1 protein-coding gene is annotated in these 1175 nt (G+C 70.4%); it reads left to right on the top strand.

All coding sequences use genetic code 11. From position 1 onward, the window contains the following. Positions 1-1175, top strand: a 1175-nt coding sequence (locus tag DID99_RS36645) for an acetyl-CoA C-acetyltransferase (protein WP_148091661.1), incomplete at both ends; no start/stop codon positions are given.

Genomic DNA, 1175 nt, shown 5'->3' with positions numbered 1-1175 from the left:
ATGACGGACGTAGTGATCGTATCGGCCGCGCGGACCGCGGTCGGCAAATTCGGCGGCTCGCTCGCGAAGATCGCGGCACCGGAGCTGGGTGCGACGGTGATTCGCGCGGTGCTGGAGCGTTCGGGCGTGAAGCCCGAGCAGGTGAGCGAAGTGATCATGGGCCAGGTGCTGACGGCGGGCTCGGGGCAGAACCCGGCGCGCCAGTCGCTGATCAAGGCCGGCCTGCCGAGCGCAGTGCCGGGGATGACGATCAACAAGGTGTGCGGCTCGGGCCTGAAGGCCGTGATGCTGGCGGCGAACGCGATCGTGGCGGGCGACGCGGAGATCGTGATCGCGGGCGGGCAGGAGAACATGAGCGCGGCGCCGCACGTGCTGCCGGGCTCGCGCGACGGGTTCCGGATGGGTGACGCGAAGCTGGTCGACACGATGATCGTCGACGGCCTGTGGGACGTGTACAACCAGTACCACATGGGCATCACGGCGGAGAACGTCGCGAAGGAATACGGGATCACGCGCGAGGAGCAGGACGCGTTCGCGGCGCTGTCGCAGAACAAGGCGGAAGCCGCGCAGAAGGCCGGGCGCTTCGACGACGAGATCGTGCCGGTGTCGATCCCGCAACGCAAGGGCGAGCCGCTGCAGTTCGCGACCGACGAGTTCGTGCGCCACGGCGTGACGGCGGAATCGCTGGCGGGGCTGAAGCCGGCGTTCTCGAAGGACGGCTCGGTGACGGCGGCGAACGCGTCGGGGCTGAACGACGGCGCGGCGGCGGTGCTGGTGATGTCGGCGCAGAAGGCGGCGGCGCTCGGCCTGACGCCGCTGGCGCGGATCAAGGCGTACGCGAACGCGGGCGTGGATCCGAGCGTGATGGGCATGGGGCCGGTGCCGGCATCGCGCCGTGCGCTGGAGCGCGCGGGCTGGACGCCGGGCGACCTGGACCTGATGGAAATCAATGAGGCATTCGCGGCGCAGGCGCTGGCGGTGCACAAGCAGATGGGCTGGGACACGTCGAAGGTGAACGTGAACGGCGGGGCGATCGCGATCGGCCACCCGATCGGCGCGTCGGGCTGCCGGATCCTGGTGACGCTGCTGCACGAGATGGCCAAGCGCGATGCGAAGCGCGGGCTGGCGTCGCTGTGCATCGGCGGCGGGATGGGCGTCGCGCTCGCGGTCGAGCG

Origin of the sequence: Burkholderia sp. Bp8986, assembly GCF_003854225.1 — a bacterium.
GTDB lineage: Bacteria > Pseudomonadota > Gammaproteobacteria > Burkholderiales > Burkholderiaceae > Burkholderia.
Note: the sequence above shows the minus strand (reverse complement) of the source record. Positions and strands in the feature narration are given on the sequence as shown.